The 24,607-nt window shown below is 43.9% G+C and carries 21 protein-coding genes and 1 pseudogene; 14 read left to right on the forward strand and 8 right to left on the reverse strand.

Annotation, left to right across the window (positions count from 1 at the left end; translation table 11 throughout):
* The first annotated feature begins 73 nt into the window (after positions 1-73).
* The 10 genes and pseudogenes from M1D94_RS11505 to nrnB all read left to right on the forward strand — a co-directional run bounded on the left by M1D94_RS11505 (position 74) and on the right by nrnB (position 9,655).
* A complete protein-coding gene (locus M1D94_RS11505; protein WP_282627598.1) occupies positions 74-226 on the forward strand; it encodes a hypothetical protein in 153 nt (50 codons plus the stop codon).
* Positions 216-519, forward strand: a pseudogene (locus tag M1D94_RS11510) (DUF5367 family protein). The gene M1D94_RS11505 and the pseudogene M1D94_RS11510 overlap by 11 nt, the downstream one beginning before the upstream one ends.
* 90 nt (positions 520-609) lie before the next feature.
* Positions 610-1,752 carry an acyl-CoA dehydrogenase gene (locus tag M1D94_RS11515; protein ID WP_282627599.1) on the forward strand — a complete coding sequence of 381 codons (1,143 nt, stop codon included), beginning with the start codon at positions 610-612 and terminating at the stop codon, positions 1,750-1,752.
* A gap of 43 nt (positions 1,753-1,795) precedes the next feature.
* The gene (locus M1D94_RS11520) at positions 1,796-3,445 is read left to right on the forward strand and encodes an AMP-binding protein (protein ID WP_282627600.1); all 1,650 of its coding nucleotides are present in this window, start codon (positions 1,796-1,798) and stop codon (positions 3,443-3,445) included.
* Between the two features lie 9 nt (positions 3,446-3,454).
* On the forward strand, positions 3,455-4,789 hold the full coding sequence (locus M1D94_RS11525) for an acetyl-CoA carboxylase biotin carboxylase subunit (protein WP_282627601.1): 1,335 nt from the start codon (positions 3,455-3,457) through the stop codon (positions 4,787-4,789).
* Between the two features lie 14 nt (positions 4,790-4,803).
* Positions 4,804-5,025: an acetyl-CoA carboxylase biotin carboxyl carrier protein subunit gene (locus M1D94_RS11530; protein ID WP_021479784.1), complete on the forward strand. Its 222-nt coding sequence runs from the start codon at positions 4,804-4,806 to the stop codon at positions 5,023-5,025.
* A 14-nt stretch (positions 5,026-5,039) separates the two neighbouring features.
* A complete protein-coding gene (gene ldeG / locus M1D94_RS11535) occupies positions 5,040-5,939 on the forward strand; it encodes a hydroxymethylglutaryl-CoA lyase (RefSeq protein ID WP_038827842.1) in 900 nt (299 codons plus the stop codon).
* A 20-nt stretch (positions 5,940-5,959) separates the two neighbouring features.
* Positions 5,960-6,742, forward strand: coding sequence for an enoyl-CoA hydratase (locus M1D94_RS11540; RefSeq protein WP_282627602.1), 783 nt, complete (start codon positions 5,960-5,962; stop codon positions 6,740-6,742).
* Between the two features lie 10 nt (positions 6,743-6,752).
* Positions 6,753-8,288, forward strand: coding sequence for an acyl-CoA carboxylase subunit beta (locus M1D94_RS11545; protein ID WP_080344200.1), 1,536 nt, complete (start codon positions 6,753-6,755; stop codon positions 8,286-8,288).
* Between the two features lie 167 nt (positions 8,289-8,455).
* The gene (gene nrnB, locus M1D94_RS11550; RefSeq protein ID WP_046160444.1) at positions 8,456-9,655 is read left to right on the forward strand and encodes an oligoribonuclease NrnB; all 1,200 of its coding nucleotides are present in this window, start codon (positions 8,456-8,458) and stop codon (positions 9,653-9,655) included.
* A gap of 48 nt (positions 9,656-9,703) precedes the next feature.
* Here nrnB and M1D94_RS11555 read toward each other — a convergent pair whose 3' ends face one another.
* From M1D94_RS11555 to M1D94_RS11565, 3 genes are all read right to left on the reverse strand, one after another.
* Complete coding sequence (locus tag M1D94_RS11555) at positions 9,704-10,300, reverse strand: DedA family protein (RefSeq protein ID WP_003231529.1); 597 nt, start codon at positions 10,298-10,300, stop codon at positions 9,704-9,706.
* A 72-nt stretch (positions 10,301-10,372) separates the two neighbouring features.
* On the reverse strand, positions 10,373-11,266 hold the full coding sequence (gene galU / locus M1D94_RS11560) for a UTP--glucose-1-phosphate uridylyltransferase GalU (RefSeq protein WP_003245127.1): 894 nt from the start codon (positions 11,264-11,266) through the stop codon (positions 10,373-10,375).
* Between the two features lie 6 nt (positions 11,267-11,272).
* The gene (locus M1D94_RS11565; protein ID WP_014479951.1) at positions 11,273-11,719 is read right to left on the reverse strand and encodes a GtrA family protein; all 447 of its coding nucleotides are present in this window, start codon (positions 11,717-11,719) and stop codon (positions 11,273-11,275) included.
* A 674-nt stretch (positions 11,720-12,393) separates the two neighbouring features.
* On the opposite strand from M1D94_RS11565, the gene xynD reads away from it, so the two are divergent.
* Together xynD and xynC are read left to right on the forward strand one after the other, a co-directional pair.
* Complete coding sequence (xynD, locus tag M1D94_RS11570) at positions 12,394-13,935, forward strand: alpha-L-arabinofuranosidase (protein ID WP_072175926.1); 1,542 nt, start codon at positions 12,394-12,396, stop codon at positions 13,933-13,935.
* 130 nt (positions 13,936-14,065) lie between these two features.
* A complete protein-coding gene (gene xynC, locus M1D94_RS11575; protein ID WP_038827855.1) occupies positions 14,066-15,334 on the forward strand; it encodes a glucuronoarabinoxylan endo-1,4-beta-xylanase XynC in 1,269 nt (422 codons plus the stop codon).
* 258 nt (positions 15,335-15,592) lie between these two features.
* On the opposite strand, the gene M1D94_RS11580 is transcribed toward xynC, so the two are convergent.
* From M1D94_RS11580 to M1D94_RS11590, 3 genes are all read right to left on the reverse strand, one after another.
* Positions 15,593-15,856: a YnfE family protein gene (locus M1D94_RS11580; protein WP_077671716.1), complete on the reverse strand. Its 264-nt coding sequence runs from the start codon at positions 15,854-15,856 to the stop codon at positions 15,593-15,595.
* 74 nt (positions 15,857-15,930) lie between these two features.
* The gene (gene eglS, locus M1D94_RS11585) at positions 15,931-17,430 is read right to left on the reverse strand and encodes an endo-1,4-beta-glucanase EglS (protein WP_326243430.1); all 1,500 of its coding nucleotides are present in this window, start codon (positions 17,428-17,430) and stop codon (positions 15,931-15,933) included.
* A gap of 302 nt (positions 17,431-17,732) precedes the next feature.
* Positions 17,733-19,130, reverse strand: coding sequence for an alanine/glycine:cation symporter family protein (locus M1D94_RS11590; RefSeq protein ID WP_021479777.1), 1,398 nt, complete (start codon positions 19,128-19,130; stop codon positions 17,733-17,735).
* Between the two features lie 509 nt (positions 19,131-19,639).
* On the opposite strand from M1D94_RS11590, the gene M1D94_RS11595 reads away from it, so the two are divergent.
* Complete coding sequence (locus M1D94_RS11595) at positions 19,640-19,993, forward strand: hypothetical protein (protein WP_014476950.1); 354 nt, start codon at positions 19,640-19,642, stop codon at positions 19,991-19,993.
* Between the two features lie 25 nt (positions 19,994-20,018).
* On the forward strand, positions 20,019-20,144 hold the full coding sequence (locus tag M1D94_RS11600; RefSeq protein ID WP_003231548.1) for a hypothetical protein: 126 nt from the start codon (positions 20,019-20,021) through the stop codon (positions 20,142-20,144).
* Positions 20,145-20,190: 46 nt separating this feature from the next.
* Here the strand turns inward: M1D94_RS11600 and parC are convergent, their stop codons facing one another.
* Entirely contained in the window at positions 20,191-22,611 is a 2,421-nt protein-coding gene (parC, locus tag M1D94_RS11605) for a DNA topoisomerase IV subunit A (protein ID WP_014479945.1), read from the reverse strand.
* 3 nt (positions 22,612-22,614) lie between these two features.
* Entirely contained in the window at positions 22,615-24,582 is a 1,968-nt protein-coding gene (gene parE / locus M1D94_RS11610; protein WP_014479944.1) for a DNA topoisomerase IV subunit B, read from the reverse strand.
* Between the last annotated feature and the right edge of the window lie 25 nt (positions 24,583-24,607).

The raw sequence follows: 24,607 nt of genomic DNA on the forward strand, positions 1-24,607 counted from the left end.
GACGGCTTTCTAAGTCGTCTTTTTTTTAAAAGTGATTTTGGAGACAGGAAACGATGGTAAACCGCTGTAGGCGGTGTTTGGACATTTTCCATTATTGGAATCTGAGAAACTAGTACTAAGTAAAATCGAAGAGAAACACGTACAGGACGTGTTTTACGTTTTCATTTCTAGTCTGGTTAGGTGCCACATTATTTTTTGTGCTGTTTGGAGATGCTGTGTTGACTGATCCGGCTGAAGAAGCCTTTTTGCCGAACTTTCTTCTCTTGGAAGCGTTCACCGCTCTTGTTTTATGCCTTGTGTTCTTTCTCTATCAAAAACTCGATCAATCACAGTTCGCGGTGATCAAGCTAGGTATATGGGGATCAGCGGTCGGTTTATTGATTGATACGATTTCCCTTTGGAATCTCCCTCATCTTCCCGGCTTTATCAAAGGGCCAAGTTATTGCGTTTGCGATATGGATGGTATGCGCCTACTGCATGTATTTGCTCATTCCGCTGAAATTATCACATAAAAAATGATTCAGTTTTAATTTTCAGACTTTTCTTGTCAGGGAATGATTATAGAACTCGCCTAATAGGATGTTACAAAGATGTGAAGGAGGAAACGATGTGAATTTTGAGCTGACAAAAGAACAACAAATGGTGCGTGAAATGGTAAAAGATTTTGCGAAAAAAGAAATTGCTCCTCACGCTGAACATGTAGATCAAACAGGCGAGTTCCCGATGCAAACATTTGAAAAAATGGGTGAACTCGGTCTGATGGGTATTCCATTTCCAGAAGAATACGGCGGATCTGGCGGTGATACGATTTCATATGCCTTAGCGGTTGAAGAAGTCGGCAAAGCCTGCGGCAGTACTGGATTAAGCTATGCTGCAGCGGTCTCGCTAGGCGCAAGCCCTCTTTACTACTTCGGAACAGAAGAACAAAAACGGATGCATTTGACGCCGCTGGCTTCAGGCGCAGCACTCGGATCATTCGGCCTGACGGAACCAAATGCCGGCTCAGATGCAGGAGGCACTCAAACAAAAGCGATTTCAAATGGTGACGAGTATGTAATCAACGGCGAAAAGTGCTGGATCACTAATGCAAGCTACGCACGCACAGTTATTGTAACCGCCGTAACAGGCAAAAACAAAGACGGAAAAAACATCATCTCCGCATTAATCGTGCCAACTGATACACCAGGACTTACGATTACGAGCCCGTACGATAAAATGGGCGTCCGCGGTTCGAATACAGCGGAAATCTTGCTTGAAGATGTAAGAGTGCCTGCGGCCAACTTACTTGGCGATCCAACAAAAGGGTTTAAACAGTTTCTATATACGCTGGACGGAGGGCGAATCTCCATCGCTGCTCTTGCAGTCGGCATTGCCCAAGCGGCCCTTGACGCATCATTGGCATATGCGAAAGAACGAAAGCAGTTTGGACAGCCGATTTCTTCCTTTCAAGCGATTCAATTTAAGCTTGCTGACATGGCGATGGAAATTGATCTGGCACGGCAAATGGTGTTAAAAGCCGCCTGGCTGAAAGACCATAACCACCCGTTCACCAAAGAAGCGGCGTACGCCAAGCTATTCGCATCTGAAATGGCGACAAGAGCTTGCAATCAAGCCATTCAAATCCATGGAGGTTCAGGCTATATGAAAGAGTATGGGGTGGAACGGATGCTGCGGGACGCAAAATTAATGGAAATCGGTGAAGGCACATCTGAAATTCAGCGTCTCGTGATCGCCAGACAGCTTTTAAAATAAAAATGTAAACGCTTTCCTATCATTAAGAAAGGAGGAACAATGAATGGCTGAACTCATCCATTCCACAATCGGCAGGCTGCTGGAACAAACAGCTGATGCGTATCCCGATCGAGATGCTGTTGTGTATCCAGACCGAAATATCCGCTATACGTACGCTCAATTTGACAGTCTGTGCCGTCAAACCGCTAAAGGTCTTATGCGGATGGGGATTGGAAAAGGAGACCACGTCGCCATATGGGCTTCTAATATCCCTGAATGGCTTGCCGTCCAGTTCGCAACTGCGAAGATCGGAGCCGTGCTCGTAACCGTCAATACCAATTATCAAGCACACGAGCTGGACTACTTGTTAAAGCAATCGGATGCCGCCGCGCTTATTATCATGGATTCATACAGGGGCACTTCTTATCCAGACATCGTAAACAGTTTAATTCCAGAACTGCAAGAAGCAAAGCCCGGCCAACTGAAATCTGAACGCTATCCCTTTTTAAAAACGCTAATCTATATTGGCAATAAACGGTTGGCTGGCATGTATCATTGGGACGATACAGAGATATTGGCGAAAACAGTGACAGATGCTGAGCTTGAAGAGAGAATGAACAGCCTGGATAAAGACGATGTGATTAATATGCAATACACATCAGGAACGACAGGGTTTCCAAAAGGCGTGATGCTGACCCATTTCAATGTCATCAATAACGCTGCTAATATCGCTGAATGTATGGCTTTAACCTCTCAAGACCGCATGTGTATCCCGGTTCCGTTTTTTCACTGCTTTGGATGCGTCCTTGGGGTTTTGGCATGTGTATCCGTCGGGGCAGCCATGATACCCGTGCAAGAATTTGATCCCGTTACCGTCCTTAAAACGGTAGAAAAAGAGAAATGCACAGCGCTCCATGGTGTGCCTACCATGTTTATCGCCGAGCTGCATCATCCGGATTTTGATGCATATGATCTATCGACGCTCCGAACAGGAATCATGGCCGGCTCTCCCTGTCCAAGTGAAGTGATGAAAGCTGTGATTGAAAGAATGGGCATGAAAGACATTACGATCGCCTATGGACAAACCGAAGCCTCGCCAGTCATTACGCAAACGAGAGCAAATGATTCCTTCATAAGAAGAGTCGAAACAACCGGCCGCGCCCTGCCACATACTGAGGTGAAAATTGTAGAACCTGGGACATGTCAAGAAGTTCAAAGAGGCATGCAGGGAGAACTGTGCACCCGTGGCTATCACGTCATGAAAGGCTATTATAAAGACAAAGATGCGACCAGAAAAGCAATCAATCATGACGGATGGCTGTTTACCGGAGATCTTGCTGTCATGGATGAAGACGGGTACTGCCGCATCACCGGAAGATTAAAAGATATGCTCATCAGAGGCGGCGAGAACATTTATCCGCGGGAAATTGAAGAATTTTTATACCGGCATCCCGCTGTTTTAGATGTACAGGTCGTTGGTGTGCCTGACGCCAAATTCGGGGAGGAAGCTGCAGCCTGGATTAAACTGAAAGACGGTAAAAGCGTATCACCTGATGAGCTTAAAGCCTATTGCAAAGGGAAAATCGCCCGCCACAAAATTCCGCGTTATGTTATTTTTACGGATGACTATCCGATGACGGCCTCAGGCAAAATTCAAAAATATAAACTGCGAGGAAAAACGATTGAAATGTTCAACCTATCATCAAGTCAATGAGGTGAAATCATGTTTACAAAAGTACTGATCGCCAACCGCGGAGAAATTGCAATGAGAATTATCCGAACATGCAGCCGTCTCGGCATTAAAACGGTTGCGGTTTATTCAGAAGCCGACAAGGACGCGCTCCATACAAAAGCCGCTACAGAGGCTTATTTGATCGGGGAATCGAGAGTCAGTGAAAGTTATTTAAATATAGAGAGAATCATAAAGACGGCGAAAAAAGCAAATGCCGACGCGATCCACCCTGGATATGGATTGTTATCAGAAAACAGCCGATTCGCTGAACGCTGCAAGCAAGAAAACATCGTGTTTATCGGACCTTCCCCTGATATCATCGCAAAGATGGGCAGCAAAATTGAAGCGCGAAAAGCAATGGAGGCTGCAGGTGTCCCTGTGGTGCCGGGCGTTTCTGAATCCCTCGGAGATATAGAGGCAGCCTGCCGCACCGCAGGTCAAATCGGCTATCCTGTCATGCTGAAAGCTTCAGCGGGCGGAGGGGGCATCGGAATGCAGCGTGTTGAAAATGAAGAAGCATTAAAAAAAGCGTACGAGGGAAACAAAAAGCGCGCAGCAGATTTTTTCGGTGACGGGTCGATGTATATAGAAAAAGTTATTGAACATGCGCGTCACATCGAGGTTCAGCTTTTGGCCGATCAACACGGCCATACAGTACATCTGTTTGAACGTGATTGCTCTGTTCAGAGGCGCCACCAAAAAGTCATTGAAGAAGCACCGTCTCCATTTGTAGACGATGAACTAAGAATGAAGATTGGGCAAACAGCGGTAAAAGCAGCAAAGGCAATCGGCTATACGAACGCAGGCACCATCGAATTCATAGTTGACCAGAAGCAAAATTTTTATTTCCTCGAAATGAATACGAGACTGCAAGTTGAACACCCCGTGACTGAAGAAATAACAGGCCTGGACTTAGTTGAGCAGCAGCTGCGGATTGCTGCGGGCCATACACTCACATTCTCCCAAAAAGACATCCAACGGAACGGGCATGCGATAGAGGTTCGAATATACGCGGAAGATCCCAAGACCTTCTTCCCGTCACCAGGTACGATCACTGCGTTTTCACTTCCTGACCAAAAAGGAGTCAGACACGAATGTGCGGTAGCAAAAGACAGCATCGTTACCCCTTTTTATGACCCGATGATCGCTAAGATGATTGTCAAAGGCCAAACCAGAACAGAAGCAATTGAAAAACTAGAGACAGCGCTTCGCGACTATCGTGTAGAGGGAATCAAAACAAATCTTCCGCTTCTCATACAGGCTGCGGCAACAAAGGCATTTAAAGAAGGGGATGTCACGACTGACTTTTTGAAACAACACCTGTAAAGGAGGCAGTTGTCATGACGGTTAACATACAAATGGCAGGAAACCTGTGGAAAGTCCACGTCAAAGCCGGCGACCAAATCGAAAAGGGCCAGGAGGTAGCCATTTTGGAATCGATGAAAATGGAAATCCCGATCGTTGCAGATAGAAGCGGAATCGTAAAAGAAGTCAAAAAAAATGAAGGCGACTTTGTAAATGAAGGAGACGTACTGCTCGAACTGAGCGATTCCACTCAATAATTTGGAGGAAGACCATGTCATATCCTAAAAAAGTGACAATCAAAGAAGTCGGCCCGCGTGACGGCTTACAAAACGAGCCCGTATGGATCGCAACAGAGGATAAAATAACCTGGATCAACCAGCTTTCCCGGACAGGGCTTTCGTATATTGAAATCACATCCTTCGTTCACCCGAAATGGATTCCGGCGCTTCGAGATGCTATCGACGTAGCAAAAGGCATCGACCGTTTAAAAGGGGTAACGTACGCGGCACTTGTCCCGAATCAAAGAGGACTGGAGAATGCACTTGAAGGAGGCATTAACGAGGCTTGCGTTTTTATGTCCGCCAGCGAGACGCACAACAGAAAAAACATCAATAAATCCACTTCTGAATCCCTTCATATACTCAAACAAGTAAACAACGACGCACAAAAAGCAAACCTCACAACAAGAGCCTACCTCTCGACTGTTTTCGGCTGTCCGTACGAAAAAGATGTCCCCATTGAACAAGTCATTCGCCTTTCAGAAGCTCTATTTGAATTTGGGATTTCTGAACTTTCGCTTGGAGATACGATTGGAGCGGCTAATCCCGCCCAAGTGGAAACTGTACTTGAAGCTCTTTTGGCACGATTCCCGGCTAATCAAATTGCCTTGCATTTTCATGATACGAGAGGAACCGCTCTGGCCAACATGGTCACAGCACTCCAAATGGGCATCACGGTGTTCGACGGCTCGGCAGGCGGGCTTGGGGGATGCCCATATGCGCCAGGTTCATCAGGAAACGCCGCAACTGAGGATATCGTGTACATGCTTGAACAGATGGATATCAAAACAAATGTAAAGCTAGAAAAACTGCTATCTGCGGCCAAATGGATTGAAGAAAAAATGGGCAAACCGCTGCCGAGCAGAAATTTACAGGTGTTTAAATCATCTTGATAAAAGGGAGGACGCATACAATGGGAGATTCTATTCTTTTTACTGTTAAAAATGAACATATTGCGTTGATCACCTTAAACAGGCCTCAGGCAGCAAATGCTCTTTCAGCGGAAATGCTTAGAAACCTGCAAATGATTATCCAGGAAATTGAATTCAACTCAAACATCCGTTGCGTCATCCTCACAGGCACCGGTGAAAAAGCGTTTTGTGCAGGGGCAGACCTGAAGGAACGGATAAAACTGAAAGAAGATCAGGTTCTGGAAAGTGTATCTCTCATTCAAAGAACGGCGGCTTTACTTGATGCCTTGCCTCAGCCGGTCATAGCTGCGATAAATGGAAGCGCATTAGGCGGCGGACTAGAATTGGCATTGGCATGCGACCTTCGAATCGCAACTGAATCAGCTGTGCTGGGACTTCCGGAAACAGGGTTAGCTATTATCCCGGGCGCTGGAGGGACCCAAAGGCTGCCCCGGCTGATTGGCAGAGGAAAAGCAAAAGAAATCATTTATACAGGCAGCCGCGTGACCGCACACGAAGCAAAAGAAATCGGCCTTGTAGAGCATGTCACCGCTCCTTGTGACCTTATGCCAAAAGCAGAGGAACTGGCCGCAGCCATTTCTGCCAACGGGCCGATCGCTGTCCGTCAGGCTAAATTTGCAATCAATAGAGGATTGGAGACAGATCTCGCTACAGGCCTTGCGATTGAACAAAAAGCGTATGAACAAACCATCCCGACAAAAGACAGGAGAGAAGGGCTTCAGGCCTTTCAAGAAAAAAGACGGGCCGTATACAAGGGAATATAAAAGGGAGGCAATGCTCATGGATTATGAAAAGGAACGAACAGAACGGGCTGAACGGATTCGAAAAGGCGGAGCGGAAAAGTATCATCAAAGCAATCGGGAAAAAGGCAAGCTCTTTGTCAGAGAGCGGCTTTCCCTTCTCTTTGACGATGACATTGAGCTAGAAGACGCTTTTTTTGCGGAATGTATGTCAGACGGGCTTCCCGCTGACGGAGTTGTCACCGCTATCGGCAAAATCGGCGGCCAAACTGTTTGCGTCATGGCGAATGATTCAACAGTGAAAGCGGGGTCATGGGGAGCTAAAACAGTTGAAAAAATCATCAGAATTCAAGAAACCGCCGAAAAATTAAACTGTCCGCTCATTTATTTAGTCGATTCGGCAGGCGCCCGAATTACCGACCAAATCAATGTCTTTCCAGGGAGACGCGGTGCAGGAAGAATTTTTTACAATCAAGTCAAATTATCGGGACGCATTCCGCAAATCTGTCTGCTTTTCGGACCATCTGCAGCAGGTGGCGCTTATATTCCGGCCTTCTGTGATATCGTCGTTATGGTAGACGGTAACGCCTCCATGTATTTAGGCTCGCCAAGGATGGCGGAAATGGTTATTGGCGAAAAAGTGTCTCTTGAAGAAATGGGTGGCGCCCGTATGCATTGCTCAATCTCCGGCTGCGGAGATATTCTTGCAGAAACTGAAGAAGAAGCCATACAGCTGGCGCGGGCTTATTTGTCTTACTTTCCGGCAAATTTTCAAGAAAAAGCGCCCATTCATGAGAAACGCCCGCCAAAACACTTCGACACCCCGCTTGCCGACGTCATTCCGCAAAATCAAAACGCACCTTTTGATATGCATGAGCTGATTGAGCGGGTCATAGATGAAGACTCATTTTTTGAGATCAAAGCCTTATTTGCACCGGAATTATTGACGGGCCTCGCACGAATCCACGGACAGCCTGTCGGCATTGTTGCAAACCAGCCGAAGGTAAAAGGAGGCGTCTTATTCCACGATTCAGCAGACAAAGCGGCTAAGTTTATTACCTTATGTGACGCTTTTCATATCCCATTGCTGTTCTTAGCGGATATCCCCGGTTTTATGATTGGCACAAAAGTAGAACAGGCTGGGATTATCAGACACGGAGCGAAAATGATTTCTGCGATGTCGGAGGCAACTGTTCCAAAACTCTCTGTCATTGTCCGAAAAGCTTACGGGGCTGGGTTGTATGCAATGGCAGGACCGGCATTTGAACCGGATTGCTGTCTAGCGCTCCCAACCGCCCAAATCGCCGTCATGGGCCCTGAGGCCGCTGTAAACGCTGTCTACGCTAAAAAAATCGCCGAGCTGCCAGAAGAAGAGAGAGCCGCATTTATCAGCAGCAAACGGGAAGAATATAAAGAGGACATCAATATCTACCGTCTGGCTTCAGAAATGATCATTGATGCTGTTATCCCAGCCAATTCGCTGCGTGATGAGCTGGCCAAACGGCTCAAGGCATACATGACAAAGGAAATGACATTTACCAATCGAAAGCATCCGGTTTATCCAGTATAAAAGCAAGAACTTAGGAGCGTAAAAAGCGCTCCTTTATATATTTACAATAACAACATTATGTCAACTAATTACATTTGCATAAAACACTTTGTTTTTTAGAATAGTAAATAAAGGCTGCCGCACCTCTAGCGGCAATTGTCAGTTAATCATAAAAAGGGGCCCATATTATGTATCATTTATATTCACATAACGACTTGGACGGAGTAGGGTGCGGAATCGTAGCAAAATTAGCGTTCGGAAAAGACGTAGAGGTCCGGTATAACTCTGTCAACGGCTTAAACGCACAGGTGCAGTACTTTTTAGAAAAAGCGAAGGAGAGTAACAGACAGGACGCGTTATTCATCACCGATCTCGCCGTCAATGAAGAAAACGAAGAGAGATTGAATGAGTATGTTCATACAGGGGGCAAAGTGAAGCTCATTGACCATCATAAAACAGCCCTTCATTTGAATGAGCATGAATGGGGATTTGTCCAGGTGGAATACGATGATGGAAGGCTCACATCCGCGACATCGCTTTTATATGGCTATCTCGTTGAAAATGGCTTCATGAAACCGACAAATGCCTTAGATCAATTCACAGAGCTCGTCCGCCAATACGATACATGGGAGTGGGAGCGGTACGATCAAAAACAGGCAAAGCGGCTTAATGATCTTTTCTTTTTGCTGTCAATCGATGAATTTGAAGCAAAAATGATCCAGCGCCTTTCCGCGCATGACGAATTTTTCTTCGATGATTTTGAAGAAAAACTGCTTGATTTAGAAGACGAAAAAATCGAGCGCTACCTCCGCAGAAAGAAAAGGGAAATGGTACAAACTTTTGTTCACGAACACTGTGTAGGCATCGTTCACGCTGAATCGTACCATTCAGAGCTGGGGAACAGGCTAGGGAAAGATAATCCGCACCTCGATTACATTGCGATTTTGAGCATGGGGTCAAAACGAGTCAGTCTCCGCACCATTCATGATTACATCGATGTGTCAGAAATCGCCGGCCGATATGGCGGCGGAGGGCATGCAAAAGCGTCCGGCTGTTCAATAACCGATGAAGTATACGAGTTGTTTGTAGCTGAAGCTTTCCGTATTGATCCTGTACGGCCGGATGCCTTCCGTAACATCTATAATCTAAAGGGATCTGCGAATGGATCATTATATGAAAATCGCGCACAAATGAGATTTTTTCTTTTCCCTTTAGACAACGAATGGAATATTCAAATTAACGGAGAAACCCAAGACGAAACATTCGCAGCGTTTGAAGAGGCAGAATGGTTTATTAAGAGAAATTATGCCGCATCGCTCGTGCGGGATGAAGTGTTTGTCGCATTTTTAGCGGAGAATCTGAAGCTGGCAAATCAACATCGGAAGTAAAAAAATATGCATAGGGGAGCGTCAGTCACCCCTATGCATATCTGCTAGCTATCGTTTAAATATGGCTGTACGTTTCTTAATCACAAAATAAAGGGCTATCACGACAACAGCCAATATCATAATCGGTGTTGTATAAGTGCCTGCTATATTCTCAACATCATCCCACTGGCTTCCTAGCTGTATGCCTAAATAAACAAACAGGATAGACCATGGAATGATAGCAAGCACAGTCAGTACCACAAATTTGAGAAAAGGCATTCTGGCAATACCTGCCGGAATGGATATGGCATGTCTGACAACCGGTATAAAACGAGCCGAGAAGACAACTCCGGCGCCGTATTTCTGAAACCAGTTTTCCGACATGTCGATATGATGCTTTTTAATCAATAAATACTTCCCGTATTTGTCCAGAAATGGCCTGCCGCCATAGCGGCCGATCCAGTAAATAAAGATCTGGGCAATGGTGCCCCCGATAACACCCGCAATAATTGCGCCAATAAATCCAATCGTGCCCTCCGATACCATATAGCCGCCATAAGCTAATACAATCTCACTCGGAATGATTTCAATCATTAACCCAATCGCAATACCCGCATATCCCATGTTCGTCAGCCATGTTAAAATTTCGCTTATCAAACTGCCCACATTCTTCACAACCTGTCCTAATCTTTTTCACTATTATATGACTGATTGACGAGCAAGATGGTTACAATTTTTTTACCGCAGCATTTCTTTCGTTTCCCGTTTGATCACATCTTCTAAATAGGCCAAAAGCTGAGATCTCATTTCGGGACGCATTAAGCCGATTTCGGTGCTCGCTTTAAAACAGCCCAGCTTATCGCCAATGTCATATCGATTTCCTTCCAGCAGCCGGGCATGGATCGGCTCCTTACGGCAAACCTCACGAAGCGCATCTGTCAGCTGAATTTCGTTGCCCGCGCCTCTGCCAATTGTCTTCAAAACGGAGAAGATCGAAGAATTCAGCACATAACGTCCCATTACTGCGATTTCCGAAGGTGCTTCTTCAGGAGAAGGCTTTTCCACTAAATCGTTCACTTCGTATACATGCCCTTGAGACCCTGATGTATTTATAATACCATATTTGCTGACATCCTCAGGGAGAACTGACTGTACACCGACAACCTCTGTGCCATAAACGTCATATACATCCATTAATTGCCGAAGAGCCGGTGTTTCAGACACCATAATATCATCACCTAAGAGAACAGCAAAAGGCTCATCTCCGATAAAATGCTCCGCACACAGCACCGCATGGCCTAATCCGAGCGGTTCTTTCTGGCGGATGTAATGAATGTTGGCCAAATCGGCAATCTGCTGCATTTCCTTAAGTGTCTCCGTCTTGCCTTTTTCCCGGAGATTGAATTCCAATTCCGCCGACCGATCAAAATGATCTTCAATCGAGCGTTTGTTTCTCCCTGTAATAATCAGTATATCTTCAATTCCTGACTCTGCGGCCTCTTCTACAATATATTGGATTGCTGGTTTGTCGACGATTGGGAGCATTTCTTTAGGCTGCGCCTTTGTCGCCGGCAGAAATCTCGTTCCTAAACCCGCTGCGGGAATAACCGCTTTTCTCACTTTTTTTCTCATTCATCCTCACTCCTGATCCTGTATGTTTTTCAGCGAATCTCCAAATACCCAGATTCGGTTTCCGATAAAATTCATCATCATTCCGCCGATAGTGGCGGCGAGCTTACTCACCAAAAGCGAGCAGCCGCAATTTTGAAACAAATAAAGCAGCAAAAAGGTGATCCCCGACGCGGCAATATTAATCATGAGAAAACGCACGATCTCTTTCCCGTCAGCCTTACGTTTCACACAAAACGTCCAATTCCGGTTCCACACATAGCTGTTGACGATACCTGCAGTATAGGAGCAGATCTGCGCCGGCAGATAAGAGACATGACAAGCGGTAAGAAGAAAGAAGACACCAAAATCTATCAGCGTATTGCCGACGCCTACGGTGCAAAAACGGCCTAAGGTCTTTATTTTTTCTTTCAGCGTAACGGACCTCCCTTCATAAAAGATGCGAGTGGCAGTCATATTTGTTGATATGGATTACTATAGCGGACAGTGTTGAATAAACAATTAATAAAATATGAACAAAACATGAAAAAAGCGGGTATACCGCTCAATAGTTTTTATACTCTTTAAAAAGCAGCGGCATGAACGGCTGATTTTTCGAAAACGCTCATTACATAAAGATGAAAAAATATGACATATTTCGCAGGGGAAGAGGGCAAATGATAACGAAAGGTCTTGCAAAGAAGAGAACAATACTTCAATAGATTGAGTGGTTTTAAGCCTTGATTCCTTATCAGCAGAGATGATGTCTATTATGTCAATAATCGAGGGAACAGTCTAAGCGAAGAAGAGTCGGTAACAGCCGTATATGTAGCCCCATCTAAACAATGAATAAATGTATCCAGTTCCTTTGTAGAATCGAACACGAATTCCTCCAAAAGTATTCTATACACTATTTTTTTAATAATGTAGGATGTTAGATAAAGGGATTTTTTTGAATAAATATACATACCTGCTCAAGCGTTATAGGGGACTTAACAATTCGCCATTTTATTTTCTGGACAATGACCGCTAGGAATGGGGGAACTTTTCTAGATTGATCTTGAAGAAACAAGTGGTGCAGTCTTCATGACCTGTTGTTAACAAATTTCAAAAGAACCCTTCATTTTAAGGAAAAAGGAGGCTGTTAAGTGATGAGGAAAAAGTGTAGCGTATGTTTATTTGTTTTTGCTTTACTATTGAGCTGTTTATCTGGAAAGTCTGCGTATGCTGCCACCAGTAGTACAATTGCAAAACATGTAGGGAATTCAAACCCGCTTATCGACCATCATTTGGGCGCAGATCCGATTGCGCTGACCTATAACGGGAGAGTCTATATTTATATGTCAAGTGATGACTATGAATATAATAGCAACGGAACGATTAAAGATAATTCATTTGCCAATTTGAATAAAGTATTCGTCATTTCTTCAGCGGATATGGTGAACTGGACAGACCACGGAGCCATTCCAGTAGCAGGTGCCAATGGAGCTAATGGTGGCCGTGGGATAGCAAAATGGGCAGGGGCGTCATGGGCACCGTCAATCGCAGTAAAAAAAATCAATGGCAAGGATAAATTCTTCCTTTATTTCGCAAACAGCGGCGGAGGTATCGGGGTTCTCACCGCAGACAGCCCGATTGGTCCATGGACCGATCCAATCGGAAAACCGCTCGTAACGCCAAGTACGCCAGGAATGTCTGGTGTTGTATGGCTTTTTGATCCGGCAGTATTTGTAGATGATGACGGCACCGGTTACCTGTATGCCGGGGGAGGCGTTCCTGGCGGTTCAAATCCAACGCAGGGACAATGGGCCAATCCTAAAACGGCTAGAGTCATAAAATTAGGGCCTGATATGACGAGTGTTGTTGGAAGTGCATCTACAATTGATGCGCCTTTCATGTTTGAAGATTCGGGATTGCACAAGTATAACGGAACATATTATTACTCCTATTGCATTAATTTCGGCGGCACGCACCCGGCCGATAAACCCCCGGGTGAGATCGGCTACATGACCAGTTCAAATCCCATGGGTCCCTTTACATATAGAGGGCATTTCCTGAAAAATCCGGGTGCATTTTTCGGAGGTGGCGGAAACAACCATCATGCTGTTTTCAATTTTAAAAACGAGTGGTATGTGGTGTACCACGCGCAAACTGTCAGTTCCGCTCTGTTTGGGGCCGGCAAAGGATACCGTTCTCCCCATATTAATAAGCTGGTGCATAACCCAGATGGATCCATCCAAGAGGTAGCAGCAAATTATGCAGGTGTAACACAGCTTTCCAATTTGAATCCTTATAACCGGGTAGAAGCTGAAACGTTTGCTTGGAATGGACGCATTTTGACAGAGAAGTCCACAGCACCCGGCGGGCCAGTAAATAATCAGCATGTAACAAGCATTCAAAATGGAGACTGGATTGCTGTAGGAAATGCAGACTTCGGAGCGGGCGGTGCCAGGTCATTTAAAGCAAATGTAGCATCCACTTCAGGCGGGAAAATAGAAGTGCGCCTCGACAGTGCTGATGGTAAGCTTGTTGGAACTCTGAATGTACCTTCCACAGGTGGAGCGCAAACGTGGAGAGAAATAGAAACTGCAGTAAGCGGGGCAAACGGTGTGCACAAAGTATTCTTTGTATTTACCGGAACAGGTACAGGAAACTTGTTTAATTTTGATTACTGGCAGTTTACGCAAAGATAGGACTCGTAATGGGACCGCTTAAAAACGAGGCGGGTGAAGTACGGGCCAGCACCGGAACAGCCCGCCATTATGGATATGCCATGCAGATTTTTTAATACCGTAAAAGACACATTACGAAGGAGAGGAATAAATGATTCCACGTATAAAAAAAACAATTTGTGTACTATTAGTATGTTTCACTATGCTGTCAGTCATGTTAGGGCCAGGCGCTACTGAAGTTTTGGCAGCAAGTGATGTAACAGTTAATGTATCTGCAGAGAAACAAGTGATTCGCGGTTTTGGAGGGATGAATCATCCGGCTTGGGCTGGGGATCTTACAGCAGCTCAAAGAGAAACTGCTTTTGGCAATGGACAGAACCAGTTAGGATTTTCAATCTTAAGAATTCATGTAGATGAAAATCGAAATAATTGGTATAAAGAGGTGGAGACTGCCAAGAGTGCGGTCAAACATGGGGCAATCGTTTTTGCATCTCCCTGGAATCCTCCAAGTGATATGGTTGAGACCTTCAATCGGAATGGTGACACATCAGCTAAGCGGCTGAAATACGATAAGTACGCCGCATACGCGCAGCATCTTAACGATTTTGTTACCTTCATGAAAAATAATGGTGTGAATCTTTATGCGATTTCGGTCCAAAACGAGCCTGATTACGCTCACGAGTGGACGTGGTGGACGCCGCAAGAAATACTTCGCTTTATGAGAGAAAACGCCGGCTCGATCAATGCCCGCGTCATTGCACCTGAGTCTTTTCAATACTTAAAGAATTTGTCGGACCCGATCTTGAACGATCCGCAGGCTCTTGCCAATATGGATATTCTCGGAACTCACCTGTACGGCACCCAGGTCAGCCAATTCCCTTATCCTCTATTCAAACAAAAAGGAGCGGGGAAGGACCTTTGGATGACGGAAGTATACTATCCAAACAGTGATAACAACTCGGCGGATCGATGGCCTGAGGCATTGGATGTTTCACAGCATATTCACAATGCGATGGTAGAGGGGGACTTTCAAGCTTATGTATGGTGGTACATCCGAAGATCATATGGACCTATGAAAGAAGATGGTACGATCAGCAAACGCGGCTACAATATGGCTCATTTCTCAAAGTTTGTGCGTCCCGGCTATGTAAGGATTGATGCAACGAAAAACCCTAATGCGAACGTTTACGTGTCAGCCTATAAAGGTGACAACAAGGTCGTTATTGTTGCCATCAATAAAAGCAACACAGGAGTCAACCAAAACTTTGTTTTGCAGAATGGATCTGCTTCAAACGTATCTAGATGGATCACGAGCAGCAGCAGCAATCTACAACCTGGAACGAATCTCACTGTATCAGGCAATCATTTTTGGGCCCATCTTCCAGCTCAAAGCGTAACAACATTTGTTGTAAATCGTTAAGAGCACAAAGACACACATAAATAATAGAGTGTCTGAATTGGCGATTTTCCGATTGGGAAATCGCTTTTTTATTTTGTTGCTGAATTACAAAAAGAAGAAAGGATGTACATAAAAACAGCAAAGCTTTAATCTTCATCTTTTATAGTTTACATAATATATATTCTAGGAAGTAAAGAAAATAAATAAATTCCTGTCTCAATATAAAAGTATACTTAAGTTAGTGAGACAGAAATTAAAATTTTTCTGCTGAATGACAAATCAAAAAAATGGCGTTGTCAATCCATAATAAACTGCTTCTAAATCCTCCAGCGTCATATCGCCATATGCGCATTTGATAACAGAATCAGCAAACACATCATAGTCATAATCTGTAGAAAATCCTTGCTGCAGCTGTTTTTCGTAAACTTCGATCTGATCTTTTTGATGCTGGATGTCTTTTTCCTTACCTGGATAGTCCGGACCATTTATCGCATTATTCATTTCTTTGAACAGCATCATATACCGCTTCAGTATTTCATCCACAGCCTAAACCTCCTTGTTTTACTGGATAAGATAATGAAAACGGACATCATTGCTGATGCCCGCCAAAAGTTAAACTATTTGGGTTCTGTTCCCCAAATCAGTTTTCCATGATTATATAATGTGATTTTTTTCGTTGTTTTAAACGTATTTGATTTGAAAAAGGAATAATCGCCGCTTTGTGCATAATTGCTCCAGTCATCATTGTGAAGACGGATCTGAATATTCCCTGTGCTTGCTCCCGGTGCCAGCGTTCCGTTTTTAAACCCAAGTTCCAGATAGGTATCTGCACCTTGCTTTGGTTTATGCAACGTCACAAACTTGTGTGTCACATTGCCGCATCCAATCTGCGCGTAGTCACAGTCAAAGTTTTGGCCTTTGTTTTTCGCTTTATACCAGTAACGGGCAGTGACATCTTTTAAATCAACCGTGGTATTGCCGTTATTTTTTATTTGAAGCTGCGGACGGATTTGGTTGCTGTTCATACTCCCATCCCCTGCTCTGTATTGTACAGAAATACCGTTTTCCTGTGTGGGTTTATCTTTTGCTGGCGTTTCAGGAATGTCCTTCGTCGAATCTTTGGTGCCGAGAATGTTTTCTCTAACGAATGTTCCTGAAGCAGATAAATCTGACAACTGCCAGCCGCCTGTTTTAGATGCCCCCAGCTTTAAAGCTGAGGATGATTCCTGCTTATCAGAAAGATTCCAGTTCACCCAGCTAATGGTCTTGCTATCGAGATATTTCAGCCATTCCCGCGATTGATCAAGGAATACACCGCCATTTCCGGAAGCATCACTTGTCCCCCATTCTGTCACAAAAATAGGCGCTCCTTTGCTGAGTGCATAGTTTGCTTTATCCCGTAAAAACTGGCCGTGTGTGCCGGCATAAAAATGAAGTGCGTACATAACGTTTGCATCTTTTAGCTGGTCATCGGCTGCATCATTCACATCCTGGCTCCATGTACCGGTTCCGACAATGATGATGTTGTCTGGATCATTTTTGCGGATAACGGAAATCACTTCTTCCGCATAGGGTTTAATATCACGCTTCCAGTTCACATCACCGTTTGGTTCGTTTGCAATTTCATAAATGACGTTTGGCGTGTTTCCGTAAAGACTTGACATTTCCTTGAAGAATTCTTTTGCCTTCTCTTTATTTTGGTTTGGATTACCGTCATTTAAGATATGCCAGTCAATGATGACATATATCCCAAGCTCTTTTGCCGCTTCAACCGCTTCTTTTACTTTATTTTTCACGGACGGGTTGTCAATATAACCGCCATCTGCCGTATACATCGCTGCACGGAAAACGGTGATACCCCAATCGTCCCTCAGCCATTTTAAGCTGTCTTTATTGACATATTCTCCATACCATTGCAATCCGTGTGAACTGATCCCCTTCAGCTGTACCGCTTTACCGTCTCGGTTAACGAGCTGTGTACCTTTTATGCTAAGCTGGCCATTCTTGGCTACTGGCGTTTTTGTCCCTGCTGCTGATGCCGGCGAAGCCAGCATGCCGCCCATTGTCAATAACGTAATCAATAAACACGTAATAAAAATCGAGATTGACCGTTTCATATCTGATCTTTTCCTCCTTCGCATCATTTTGGCTCTCCACTTCTTATGAGCACGAACTCATTGTAAAAATCTTTCTTATGATTGTCTATCAACCTAATTTCTTGTTTTTGGGAGGTTTAAAAGCCTGTCAATTTACTCTATCTCCATTGAATAAGACACACATGACACATATAGAACAAAGAAAACTGGACTGAATTGGGACTTTACACGTCATTTTTCATTCGAGTCGAAAAATTAAATTTATTTCCAATAATGAAAAAGCTGCATTCAACTATTGAATGCAGCTTTGTTTTATATTTATATTATGCTTCTTGTTTCTCATCTTCCCATGTTTCAGCGTTTTTCAGCCCTGGGATGTTTTTCGCTTTAAACACAGGATCAAGTCCTTGCTTACGCTGTTTCGCGTAATCTTTATACACTTTGTAAGCAACGTTTGACAGCAGCGTAATCACAATTAAGTTGATCAGCGCCATGATACCCATAAAGAGGTCCGCCATATCCCAAACGATTTGGAAGCCTGATAAAGATCCATACACAACCATAGCAATTACAGCGATACGGTAAATGTTCAGCCATGTTTTGCTTGTTTTAATAAATTCAATGTTTGTCTCGCCATAATAATAGTTGCCGACAACTGAACTGAATGCAAACAAGAACATTGCGACTGCGATGAAAGTCGGCGCCCAGCCTCCAATATGATGGTTAAGAGCAGCCTGTGTTACTTGGATGCCGTCGCCTTTTGGTGTTACACTGTACAGCAAAATAATAAATGCTGTGGACGTACATATGATAAATGTATCGAAAAATACACCTAATGTTTGAATAAAGCCTTGCTTTGCCGGATGGGATACATGAGCCGTCGCAGCCGCGTTTGGTGCGCTCCCCATTCCTGCTTCGTTTGAAAAAAGTCCGCGTTGCGCACCGATAACGATGATGCCGCCTATTCCGCCGCCGACGACTTGTTCAAAACCTAAAGCATTTTTAACAATTGTAGCGATAACGCCAGGGAAAGCCGTAATATTCGTGATGACAACAAATAAAGCGATAAGAATATAAATGCCTGCCATAACCGGCACAATTAGCTGTGAAACAGCGACAACACGTTTTAAACCGCCGAAAATGATAAACGCAGTTAAAACCGCCAGAACTATGGCTACAACTATTTTATTTACATGGAATGCGCCATCCAATGCTCCAGCAATTGTATTTGTTTGAACAGCGTTAAAAATCAAGCCGAATGAGACGGTAATTAAGATTGCAAAAACGATGCCAAGCCATCTGGCACCAAGACCCTTTTGAATATAGTAGGCCGGCCCTCCGCGGAAATCCTCCCCGTCTCTCACCTTATAAAGCTGCGCTAACGTACTCTCAACAAAGCTTGAAGCCATACCTACTGCAGCCACTACCCACATCCAAAATACAGCGCCTGGTCCGCCTGTCGCAATTGCTAAGGCTACACCAGTCAAATTCCCTGTGCCGACTCGGGATGCGGCCGAAATAAAGAATGCCTGCATAGATGAAACACCTTTATTTCCTTCCGGCTTCTCCCCTACTATTCTGAACATTTCAATAAAATAACGGAATTGGATAAAACCAAAACGTATGGTAAAAAATAATCCAAGCCCTATTAAAATATAAAATAGGTATTTCCAGATGAAATCACTTGGAATATTAATCAAACTATTGAAAAAAGACTCCATATTTACCTCCCGTTTTCATCAATTCAATACGAATTCGATTTTGATGTTAGATTTTTTAACATAACGAGTTTTATTATATCACAATATGACGAATTAGGAAGTTTTTTCGAGAAGAATATTGTCATAGCCAGATGTTACTCTGTTGATCCCTTCTCTATTATTTTCCTACGAATAAAAACATTCCTTGCAAGCTGGCATTTAATTAAGAGTGCCCTATTAACAATGTAATGATTTCTTCCCATTCTCTTGCCTTTCTCTTTGATTTACACATAAATAAAGTAATAAACCCTAAACAACAAACATATCATCTAAAATATGCTTTTATTCACAACATAAATCGGGTATACATACACTAAAAAAAGAATGTTTCTCTTTCAAAGATAAGTAAAAAGATATATACTTAACAAAGTGAAATTTATTTTTAAATTTAATAAATCAGGTTTACTTTTAGGATGGATTGGGGTATTATTATAAAAATATTCAGTAATATTAAAGGAGGGGGAGATCATTTGAAAAAAGTAACGATATTGAAAGCATCCATCTTATTCTTGGCGATTGCCAGTTTTCATTTGCTCTCAATTCCCCACGCCTTTGATATCGGCCATCATTATAAAGCCGTAGCCGACCAGCAGGAAATGCATGAGATGAAAGCCGGCCAAAATGCTGATGATGAGAAGAAATCCATCACAGGGGCATTTACACTGACCGCTTTATGGGCAATGGCTGTTCTGCTGCTGACCGCTGAAAGCAAAAGTACGGGATACTCCCGCAGACGTCAGCGGAAAAAAAGCTTTATACTGGCCAAATTTTATCAATCGTCTTATTTCGGCAAACTTCATGTTCAACATCACCCGATTATGTAACGAAAATATGAGGAGGCTGTTAAACATGTTGTTTATCTTAAGAATGGTGATTTTAGGCTTATTTTCTTTCACAGCGCTGAATTTATTTGTATGGCAGGGGATTGAAGTCATTCATGCTGTAACAGATCTATTCACCAACCATGAAAGCTGATAAAAAACAAACGAAACCCGCTCATATAGTATGAGCGGGTTTTTTATTATTGTTCTGTATGAAGGCGCCAAACAGCTGTAACCTTGCCTGATTCCTCTTCATCAAAAAAGAAAGAGCCATTGCTGTATCTGTCGTTTGTCCGCAACTCTTTTGCCTGCAGTTCTTTTCTGTCGCCTTTTTCTGTTTCTGCCATTAGTCGCTGTTCAAGACCGCAAGCGAACAGTGCTACAACTCGGTGAGGATTCTTTTTCAGTTCCCTTAGCATTACGACACCGCGTTTTGCGCGGGATGTCTTCTCGAACTCAGAAAGACTCATGCGTTTTACCGCTCCCCGCTGTGTGAACAAGACAATTGAATCAGATTGCTGAAGGATCTCACCGGAGACAACAAAGTCATCCTCTTTTAAGTTAATCCCTTTGACACCTGCCGCACGTGCGCCAACTACATTCACTTCGTCTTCTCCAAACCATAGACCGTACCCTAAGTGAGTGGCCATAAAGATCTGGCTTTCCCCATTTGTTACATGTACATCAATCAGTTCATCTTCACCCTTCAGATTTAAGGCCACAAGCGCCTTAGAATAACGCTGTGCTTTATAATGGGTGAGCTCTGTCTTTTTCACCATCCCGTTTTTCGTAAAGAATAGAAGATATGCCGACGGATCAAATTCTTTTATCGGTATGGCCTTTACAATCGTTTCATCACGGTCAATAGTGATCAGATTTGAAAAATGCTGGCCCATGTCCTTCCATCTGATATCAGGCAGCTGGTGAACAGGACAATAGATGTAGCTTCCTTTGTTCGTAAAGAGCAGCAGCACGTCTGTCGTATTCATTTCAAACTGATGCAGCATCCTGTCCGTATCTTTCATTCCGAAGTCCTGTCCGTTGGAAGCGGCAAATGAGCGCTGGCTCGTCCGTTTTAGGTAACCATCCTTCGTAACGGTTACATATACATCCTCAGATGCAACCATGACTTCGAGATTGATTTTAATTTCTTCAATTTTTTCTTCAATCACGGAGCGTCTCGTATCTGCATATTTCTTTTTCAGTGCTTTTAAGCTGTTTGTAATCACTTTTAGCAGTTTTTTATCATTGCTCAGAATAGATTCGAGCTCTTCAATTTTTTTACCGAGCTCTTCTGCCTCTTCCTTAAGCGCTGTAATATCTGTATTGGTTAAACGATATAGCTGCAATGACACGATGGCTTCAGCCTGAGGCTCCGTAAATTCATATTTCGCGATCAAATTGTTTTTAGCGTCACGTTTATCGCTAGAAGAACGGATTGTTGCAATCACTTCATCTAAAATAGACAAAGCTTTCATGAGCCCTTCTACGATATGATGTCTGTCTTTTGCTTTTTGAAGCTCATAAACGGACCGATTTGTGACAACTTCCTTTTGGTGTCCGATATATGCATCCAAAATAGACGGCAAGCTCATCAGCATCGGACGGCGGTTATGGATAGCTACCATATTGAAGTTATATGTGATCTGCAAATCAGTATTTTTGTATAAGAAATTCAAAATACCTTTGGCATCAGCTTCTTTTTTCAGTTCAATGACCACTCTCAGCCCTGTTCGATCCGTTTCATCACGAACCTCTGAGATGCCTTCAACCTTTTTATCAATACGGAACTCGTCCATTTTTTTTACAAGGTTTGCTTTATTTACTTCAAATGGAATTTCAGTAATGACAATTTGTTCTCGTCCGCCTCTGATTGTTTCAATTTCAGCCTTTCCGCGGATAATGATTTTTCCTTTTCCGGTTTCGTAAGCTTTTCTTATCCCGTCAACGCCCTGAATAATACCGCCTGTCGGAAAATCAGGCCCTTTAATGACTTCCATAAGTTCATCAACAGAGCAAGATGGCATTTGAATACGCTTAATGACAGCATCAATGACTTCTCCCAGATGATGAGGGGGAATGTCGGTCGCGTATCCTGCTGAAATCCCGGTAGATCCGTTGACCAATAGGTTAGGAAACATCGCCGGGAGTACGACAGGCTCCTTGCTTGTATCATCGAAGTTCGGAACAAATTCAACCGTGTTTTTGTCAATATCCCGAAGAAGTTCAGATGCTATCGGAGATAATCGTGCCTCTGTATAACGCATGGCTGCCGGGGGATCTCCGTCGATGCTTCCATTGTTTCCATGCATTTCGATTAACACATTACGAACTTTCCAATCCTGGCTCATCCGCACCATTGCTTCATAAACCGAGCTGTCACCGTGCGGATGATAGTTACCGATGACGTTACCGACCGTTTTGGCCGCTTTTCTGAAGTTTTTATCAAACGTATTTCCATCTGTATGCATTGCATACAGAATTCTGCGCTGTACCGGCTTTAATCCGTCTCTCGCATCGGGCAGCGCCCTGTCTTGAATAATATATTTACTGTAGCGTCCAAAACGGTCGCCGATCACCTCTTCTAATGGTAAATCATGAAATAATTCTGGCTGTGACAATCATTAAACCTCCTCAGCGACCGATAAGTTTTCATTTTCTAAAATATTGCTTTCTTCATCTAAGCCGAAAGCGACGTTTTTCTCAATCCACTTTCTGCGCGGCTCTACTTTGTCTCCCATTAACGTCGTCACACGTCTCTCTACACGTGCCGCATCGTCAATTTTGACCCTAACAAGTGTGCGGGACTCCGGATTCATCGTCGTTTCCCACAGCTGGTCTGCGTTCATCTCTCCAAGACCCTTATATCGTTGAATGGTATAGCCTTTGCCGACTTTTTTCAGGACATCACCCATCTCTTCATCAGACCATGCATATTCAATGATTTCCTTTTTCCCGCTTCCTTTACTGACCTTATATAAAGGTGGCAGCGCAATGAACACCTTGCCATGCTCAATGAGCGGTTTCATATAGCGATAGAAAAAGGTAAGAAGCAGCACTTGAATATGGGCGCCGTCAGTATCGGCATCGGTCATAATGATGATTTTGTCGTAGTTGATGTCATCGATTGAGAAATCTGCTCCGACTCCCCCGCCGATCGCATGAATGATCGTATTGATCTCTTCATTTTTAAAGATATCAGCAAGCTTAGCTTTTTCTGTATTAATGACTTTACCGCGTAAAGGCAGAACCGCTTGGAATCTGCGGTCTCTTCCCTGTTTGGCTGACCCGCCTGCTGAATCTCCCTCAACGAGATACAATTCATTTTTTGCCGGGTTTCTTGAACCCGCAGGCGTCAGCTTTCCGCTTAAAGTCGCTTCTGATTTTTTTCGTTTTTTGCCGCTTCTTGCTTCTTCACGGGCTTTGCGTGCCGCTTCGCGCGCCTGGCTCGCCTTGATTGCTTTTTTGACAAGAAGCGTTGCGGTGTCCCGATTTTCCTCTAAAAAGTAAGCAAGCTGCTCTGAAACAATCGCATCAACCGCTGATCTTGCTTCACTGGTACCGAGCTTTCCTTTTGTTTGTCCCTCAAATTGAAGAAGCTCCTCAGGAATGCGGACAGAAATAATGGCTGAAAGCCCTTCCCTTATATCGGTGCCTTCAAGGTTCTTATCCTTTTCTTTCAGCAAAGCCACTTTTCGCGCATATTCATTAAAAGCACGCGTCATTGCAGTTTTTGCACCTGACTCATGCGTCCCGCCGTCTTTTGTTCTGACATTGTTGACAAACGACAAAATATTTTCAGAATAACCATCGTTAAACTGGAAAGCAAAGTCCACTTCTATAGAATGATGCTCACCCTCAAACGAGACCACTTCAGACAAGACGTCTTTTTCTTCATTTAAATAAGCAACAAACGCTTCTATGCCGTTTTCATAATAAAAGACCTCATGCTGGTCATTGCGTTCATCAATCAGCTCAATTTTCAATCCTTTTAACAAAAACGCAGACTCTCTTAAGCGCTCAGAGAGCGTTTCAAAATTATAAGTGGTTGTGCTGAACATCGTTGGATCTGGCTTAAAGTGTGTAAGAGTTCCCGTCTTTTTTGTTTTGCCGATCTTTTCGAGAGATGTAACCGGTTTTCCTCCATTTTCAAATCGCTGCTGATAGACAAAACCGTCCCGCTCAATGGTAACCGTCAGCCATTCAGATAAAGCATTCACGACTGATGCACCAACTCCGTGGAGCCCGCCGCTTGTCTTATAGCCGCCTTGGCCGAATTTTCCTCCGGCATGAAGCACCGTTAAAATCACTTCAGGGGTTGGTTTGCCGAGCTTATGCATTCCGGTCGGCATGCCGCGGCCTCTATCCTGTACAGAAATACTATTGTCTTTATGTATTTTGACGATTATGTGATCTCCATGGCCGGCAAGCACCTCGTCGACAGAGTTATCTACAATTTCATAAACCAAGTGGTGCAAACCCCGTGCGTCAGTAGAGCCAATATACATACCCGGCCTTTTCCTGACAGCCTCAAGGCCTTCGAGCACCTGTATGGCATCTTCGTTGTAATCAAATTGCTGTTTTCTAGCCAAACGTACAAACCCCTTTCAAAAACTA

The sequence above is a fragment of the Bacillus sp. JZ109 genome, from assembly GCF_053903135.1.